This is a genomic window from Xenorhabdus hominickii (genome assembly GCF_002632725.1).
GTDB classification, from domain to species: Bacteria; Pseudomonadota; Gammaproteobacteria; order Enterobacterales; family Enterobacteriaceae; genus Xenorhabdus; species Xenorhabdus hominickii.
The window spans coordinates 334,535-340,932 of record NZ_NJAI01000001.1 but is presented as its reverse complement, the minus strand read 5'-3'; the positions used below and the strand labels follow the sequence as shown (position 1 = coordinate 340,932).

The 6,398-nt window shown below is 42.5% G+C and carries 7 protein-coding genes; 6 read left to right on the top strand and 1 reads right to left on the bottom strand.

Features of this window, described 5'->3' with window-relative positions:
- Positions 1 to 631 precede the first annotated feature (631 nt).
- Positions 632 to 1,084, top strand: a complete 453-nt coding sequence (locus Xhom_RS48770) for a hypothetical protein (protein WP_099139632.1) — start codon at positions 632 to 634, stop codon at positions 1,082 to 1,084.
- A gap of 480 nt (positions 1,085 to 1,564) precedes the next feature.
- Positions 1,565 to 1,882, top strand: a complete 318-nt coding sequence (ghoS, locus tag Xhom_RS48765) for a type V toxin-antitoxin system endoribonuclease antitoxin GhoS (protein ID WP_069317099.1) — start codon at positions 1,565 to 1,567, stop codon at positions 1,880 to 1,882.
- A 170-nt stretch (positions 1,883 to 2,052) separates the two neighbouring features.
- On the opposite strand, the gene Xhom_RS48760 is transcribed toward ghoS, so the two are convergent.
- A complete protein-coding gene (locus Xhom_RS48760; RefSeq protein ID WP_069317098.1) occupies positions 2,053 to 2,499 on the bottom strand; it encodes a GNAT family N-acetyltransferase in 447 nt (148 codons plus the stop codon).
- 585 nt (positions 2,500 to 3,084) lie between these two features.
- Between Xhom_RS48760 and Xhom_RS48755 the strand changes: the two genes are divergently transcribed.
- The 4 genes from Xhom_RS48755 to Xhom_RS48740 are packed head-to-tail and all read left to right on the top strand — an operon-like array spanning position 3,085 to position 6,382.
- On the top strand, positions 3,085 to 3,390 hold the full coding sequence (locus tag Xhom_RS48755; protein ID WP_069317097.1) for a PTS sugar transporter subunit IIB: 306 nt from the start codon (positions 3,085 to 3,087) through the stop codon (positions 3,388 to 3,390).
- Between the two features lie 23 nt (positions 3,391 to 3,413).
- On the top strand, positions 3,414 to 4,712 hold the full coding sequence (locus tag Xhom_RS48750) for a PTS sugar transporter subunit IIC (protein ID WP_069317096.1): 1,299 nt from the start codon (positions 3,414 to 3,416) through the stop codon (positions 4,710 to 4,712).
- A gap of 16 nt (positions 4,713 to 4,728) precedes the next feature.
- The gene (locus Xhom_RS48745; protein WP_084023161.1) at positions 4,729 to 5,088 is read left to right on the top strand and encodes a PTS lactose/cellobiose transporter subunit IIA; all 360 of its coding nucleotides are present in this window, start codon (positions 4,729 to 4,731) and stop codon (positions 5,086 to 5,088) included.
- Positions 5,075 to 6,382, top strand: coding sequence for a 6-phospho-beta-glucosidase (locus tag Xhom_RS48740; protein WP_069317095.1), 1,308 nt, complete (start codon positions 5,075 to 5,077; stop codon positions 6,380 to 6,382). The genes Xhom_RS48745 and Xhom_RS48740 overlap by 14 nt, the downstream gene beginning before the upstream one ends.
- The last annotated feature ends 16 nt before the right edge of the window (positions 6,383 to 6,398 follow it).

Below are 6,398 nucleotides of genomic sequence, written 5' to 3'. Positions count from 1 at the left end.
GATTTGTGACAATAACGGCAATAGACGTCAGCTTTGGCCATGCTTTACCCTTAAAAGGCGGGAAGCATATCACAACAACTAACTATTTAATACATGACCGGCATTGTTTGTTTTGGACGTTTAATTTTTCCCATAGCCTCTCTGAGCCATCTATATAGCGTACTCCTAGAGATTCCCATCGTAACGCTATGAGGTGGTAGGATTTTATCCTGGATAGCGCGTTTAAATTCGGTTGGATAATGGACTGGCTGAACGTGTTCCCCGTACCTACGGGGATACGTCGTGTGGAAAGAATATCTGGAATGCAGAAAATATATAGTCAAAATAAACTTTCTCATCAATCAAATGTCTTTATTGCGTAAAAAAGCCGATAGAAAGAAAAAATACCCACGATAATACGATAGCTAAAACCGTATTGATTTTTGTTAATTTGAGTATTTTTAAGGTGAAATATGATGAAGGAAATGCAACAATCATCAGAAAAAAATTTACAAAACTTGTATTTCTAGTACCGTAAAACAATGGGAACAAAACTGTGACGAATGATATACATAATGCAGGTAGCCATATGGAGTAGTTCTCATATTTATTTCTTTCACCAAAAAATATATACAGCACTAAAAAGAGATTAGTGATAGATAGAATGGGAATGGCAGCTAATATAATGAATAACATACTTGTCCGTAGAAAATTTAACCATTTTTTTAGAGATATAATAATAGCAACATTGTTTTTATGGTACTTTTTTTTCTCATCTGACTCCATCAAAATGGAACCAAAAATAGTTAGTGAGGTTAATGATAACGGTGTGGTATATAAGGTCTCTGTTTACAAGTATGTACCTATTTCTCCTTACTGGATAATTCGCTATATGAATGGATACCAATATTATCTAACTTTAGATAAAAATGGCGAAAAAATATGGCAATCAGGTTTTAATAAAAAAATACAACATGAAACAATTATGTATCATGAGTTCTACTTTGAAAAAAATGATAAAGATTTAATTAGTCTTTTATACGCCAGAAATAATGGTTATAACGGTTTTGAGATAAAAAATGGAGCAGTTATTAACGATATCTGAGTCCGTTTTAATCCCTTTAGAAATAGTTCTAATTTATATTAAATTACCAAGTTTATAGATAGTAAAAAATAGCCAGTTTATACTACTGAAAACACTTATAAGAAATTATTAGACATTTTCTATCTCCTAGGATTTCTATGTTTAAATTTATCAATGTGTTTGATGTGATTAAACTGTTTTTCACAGGATGGTATTTCAAAAAAATTCCTTTCAAAATAATCAGAATTGACAAATTTTGTGGCTATAAAATTAAGTACACTTTTGATTGATATCTAACCCAGTTATTTCAGAACTTATGGGGAACTAAGCTACAAGTGATGGGGAAGCAGTTCCTCAAATAACTGTGATTTATTGATATGGTGTGACCGAGTTAATAACTGCTAAATTCACCAACGAACCACAATACCTCTGGAAATAGTGGGATGTGGCTTTAACTTACTGTAATCAAGTAAATGGTTAAATAAATAGAGAGGGCTAAAAATGGCTACTTACATGGTTCGTGTTGAAATTTTTGGTGCAGGCTTAAGAGAATATGATGCACTTCATGAAGCAATGAAGTTAATTGACTTCAGTAGAACAGTCAGATACCCCAATGGTGAGGTGATGGCTTTACCTACCGGAACTTATGTTGGGGTTTCATTAAATTCTGCTGCACAGATCAGGGAGAAGGTTAGGAAATTAGCGGATCCATTATCATCAAAAACTGCTGCGGTGTTTGTTTGTCAGTATGGTGAATGGGCTGCTCACTTATATCCGGCATCTGCATCCACATCGGCATTCGCATCTGAATCCGAATAGATAACGTTTAGCAGGCTGGTTGCCAACAAGTAGTTTGGCGACTAGCTTTTTGTGGTTTATTCCTACGTCATTCACATGGTGGGCGACAGCGGTTTATCTCCGTAAGTACGGGAAATACTGAGCTAAACCGCAAGGGATAAAATGACACCCTAAGCACATGATGACCTGGACTAAATTAGTTTTTTTCGATAACAAATGACACGTTCTGTTTCGTCAAATCCCCAATTCTCATGGGCCTGATGTGACTGCTTATTTCTGATTTCTGCATCTGAACAGAGTTCATAAAACCCTTTATTGATGAGTTCGCTGCTTATTTTATTTACGAGTGCTTGACCAATACCCTTCCGGCGATGTGTTGAGTTAACCCAGATCCCCTCCAGAAATGGAACGGGTTGTCCGGTGCAACCATTTGCATATTCACGCATACTAACCTCAGCGAAACCAACAGGTAGGTTTTCATCCATAAAAGCAATATAACTGACATTATTGTTGCTAATTAGTAGCTTGTCTATCTCACTGAGATGTTCATCTTGAGAATGGCTGTCCCAAAGTCTGAGACGCATATCCGCCCAAATTATTCTGTCCGATTTATCCATCTTTCTAATAATTATCGACATGTATATTCCTTTCTTTCTGACTGTTACGAACGACAATATCTGCCACTGTGTTTTTGTTTATACCGAGATCTCTGGCAGTCCAGCGATAACTTCTCCCTTCTGCAATTAAAGTCATAACTCTGGGTGTGAGTCGATCTGACTTCAGCCGTTCCTAACAGGAGAATATCTGTGGTCATGTGGAAGAAAAGCTTAGAGTGCCATTTCGCCCCCTGCCCTTGTTCCCCGTAAGTACGGGGAGCACATAATAAATCCATTGACAAAAACATTTCAAGGCGGTGGTTTATCCCCGTAAGCACGGGGAACACCCTAAACTTATCCATCTGTTTTATAATCATTTTTTATGAACGGGAAAATTCTACCATTTTTATAGCTTATAAAATAGACAAATAGTCTCTTTTATTTTCTTCTGATTATTCTCTGTAATATCGATCTCATTTCATCCATTTCCTTACTTTTCTCTTATCAAATTATGCGAACCCCATCGCAGCAATGGAAAAATAACCTGTTAGCCTTAACCAAAATGAGAGCGCTTTCATTTTAACTTAAGCGAAATAATCATGAGACAACTACAAAGAGAACAAAACTATGAAAACGATTCTATTGTGTTGTGCGGCTGGGATGTCCACCAGCCTGTTGGTACAGAGGATGCAGGCGGAGGCGGAAAAACGGCAGTTGGATGTAGCGATCAAGGCTGTGCCAGCGGTGGAGCTGGAAACGTGTATCCACGAGGCGGATGTGATTTTACTCGGGCCGCAAATTCGCTATGAGCTTGCCCGCTTTACCGAGCTTGCTGAGCCATTGGATAAGCCCATCAGTTTGATTGATATGTTGGACTACGGTGCGCTTCGGGGAGATAAGGTGTTGGATCATGCCTTAAGCCTGCTGGAATAATTTTTCACTAAATGGAGTGGATTATGAGTATTTATGCTTCTTTGACCCGCATAGTAGAAAACCATCTTGCTCCCATTGCCGGTAAAATCGGTAGTCAGCGACATATTATTGCGATACGTGATGGCTTTATTTCAGCCATGCCCTTTCTGATTATCGGCAGTATTATGCTGATTGTGGCAAATCCGCCATTTGATACTCAAACTTCATCTTCTTTCGGTCAGGCATGGCTGACGTTTGCTAAAACCCATTGGACAACCATTACGATGCCTTTTTTTATGACAATGGGGGTGATGAGCATTTTTGTCTCCATCGGGACGGCTTATAGTTTGGCAAAGTCTTATGGGTTGGATGGATTGACGTCTGCTTTGTTGTCTTTGATGGCATTTTTGCTGGCTTCGGCACCGCAGGTTGAAAATAAAATGCCGCTGGATTTTCTGGGAGGTGCGGGAGTATTTACCGCATTGATTTGCGCGATTTGGTCGGTTGAGTTAATCCGGTTACTGAAAAAATATAATATCGCCATACGTATGCCCTCTCAGGTTCCACCCGCCATTGCCCGTTCTTTTGAATTATTGTACCCCGTTATAGGTATTCTTCTGACGGTCTATCCCATTAGTTTATGGCTGCAAAGTGAATTTAATCTGCTGCTGCCTGCTGCGATTATGCAGGTATTTCAGCCGCTGATTACTGTCGGGGATACGTTACCCGCTGTCATGTTGTTGGTATTGTTGGCCAATTTGTTGTGGTTCGCCGGTATTCATGGCGACAATATTGTCACTGGGCTGCTGAACCCCATTTTTATGGCCAACATTGCTGCAAACGCCGCGTTAATAACGCAGGGAATGGCAACCACTCAAATTCTGACTGCTCCTTATTGGGCGTTTTACGTCTGTATCGGAGGGTCTGGTTCGACATTGGTACTGGCTTTCCTCTATCTGCGTAGCCGTTCAATTCACTTGAAAACCATTGGCAAGCTGAGTGTTGTCCCGGCCATGTTTAATATCAATGAGCCACTGTTGTTTGGCTCTCCCGTCGTGATGAACCCCACTTTATTGGTCCCATTGCTGCTCGTGCCGTTGGTGAATGCCGTGTTGGCCTACGGTGCCCTGCATCTGGATTTGGTGCAGAAGATGATTGCCATCGCCCCGTGGACGACTCCGGCGCCGATTGGGGCGTTGATTTCTGCCGCTTGGGATTATCGTGCTTTTGTGCTGGTCGGGGTGTTGATGGTGATTGATTTGCTGATTTGGTATCCCTTCTTCAAGGTGTATGAAAAACAGCTTTTGGCCGAAGAGCAGCAACCAGAGGTTTTGGCGAAATAATCAGGGGGATTGAAGCGTGTCTATTGATGTTGAATCACAGGATTTTGAACAGCAGATTATCGAATTGCTGGTACATGCCGGCAGCGCACGCAGCAGCGTATTAATGGCTTTGCAACAGGCGAAAGAGGGTAATTTTCAGCAAGCAGAAGGGCTGATGGAGGAGTCCCGACAGGAAACGCGTATCGCTCATGTTATCCAAACGAAACTGATTGGGCTGGATGAAGGCTGTGGAAAATTACCCATCAATTTGATCACAGTTCATGCGCAGGATCATTTGATGAATGCGATGGTGATCCAGGATCTCGCCAGTCACATTATCGATCTTTATCAACGATTGCCAGACAGTATAAGCAGAGGATCATATGAAACCGATTAAAATTGCCGTGATGGGAGGGGGTAGTAGTTATACACCGGAATTGGTGGAAGGCATTATTCAGCGTAGTCAAACGATCCCACTTTCTGAATTGGCACTGGTGGATGTGGAAGCCGGGCGGCAAAAATTGGAGGTTATTGCGGGACTGACGCGCCGTATGCTGGATCGTCATGGTTTGCAGCATGTGGTTGTCAGTGTGCATTATTCCCCAGATGAGGCGATCATCGGGGCTAGTTTTGTTCTTACTCAACTGCGTGTTGGTCAGCTTCCGGCTCGTGCTGCTGATGAGCGTCTGGGGTTGAAATATGGTCTGCTTGGGCAAGAGACGACAGGCGTTGGTGGGTTTGCCAAGGCGTTGCGCACCATTCCGGTTTTGCTGGAGATTGCCCGTAAAGTTGAGCGCCTCGCTCCGGAGGCGTGGATCATCAATTTCAGCAATCCAGCAGGTATTGTGACGGAAGCGGTTTCCCGCTATAGCAAAGCCAAAATCATCGGGCTGTGCAATGTGCCTATTTCGATGCACCATATGATCGCCAATATGCTGCAACGTCCTTATCAAGATGTCCAATTGCGCTTTGCGGGGCTTAATCATATGGTTTGGGCGCATCAGGTGCTGGTGGAGGGGAAGGATGAAACGGATCGGGTGCTGGAATTGCTGTGTAATGGGGCTGAATTGACGATGAACAATATCAAGGAAGCACCGTGGCCGCCGGAGTTTTTGCGGGCATTGGGAGCGATTCCCTGTCCTTATCATCGTTATTTCTATCAGATCGGTAAAATGTTGCGGGAAGAACAAGAGGGTGCAGCAAGCAAGGGCACTCGGGCAGAGCAGGTAATGCGGGTAGAGCAGGAGTTATTTGAATTGTACGCTGATCCAACGCTTGATCACAAACCAGAGCAATTAAGTTTTCGTGGAGGATCGTTCTATTCTGAAGTTGCATTGGAATTGATCGCCACTATCCACAATAATCTCGGCACACAATTGGTTGTGAATACGATGAATCGGGGAGCCATTCAGGGGCTGCCCGATGATGCAGTTATTGAAACTAACTGTATTGTTGATGCGCAAGGGGCACACCCTCTGGCATTTGGTCATCTGCCGGACAGTATGTTTGCCCTGACGCAGCAAGTGAAAGCCTTTGAGCGGTTGACGATTGAAGCGGCAGTCCATGGGGATCGCAAGGCGGCGCTACTGGCGTTGGTGACTCATCCTTTGGTTGCTGATGCCGCTTTGGATTCGGCATTATTAAATGAGCTGTTGGATATCAATCGAAAGTATTTGCCACAATTCCAATAAAACAAAAATGGGCTCA

Coding starts and splice junctions, on each gene's coding strand:
- ghoS (WP_069317099.1), top strand. CDS start 1,565: ATGGCTACTTACATGGTTCGTGTTGAAATTTTTGGTGCAGGCTTAAGA.
- Xhom_RS48740 (WP_069317095.1), top strand. CDS start 5,075: ATGAAACCGATTAAAATTGCCGTGATGGGAGGGGGTAGTAGTTATACA.
- Xhom_RS48760 (WP_069317098.1), bottom strand. CDS start 2,499: ATGTCGATAATTATTAGAAAGATGGATAAATCGGACAGAATAATTTGG.
- Xhom_RS48755 (WP_069317097.1), top strand. CDS start 3,085: ATGAAAACGATTCTATTGTGTTGTGCGGCTGGGATGTCCACCAGCCTG.
- Xhom_RS48750 (WP_069317096.1), top strand. CDS start 3,414: ATGAGTATTTATGCTTCTTTGACCCGCATAGTAGAAAACCATCTTGCT.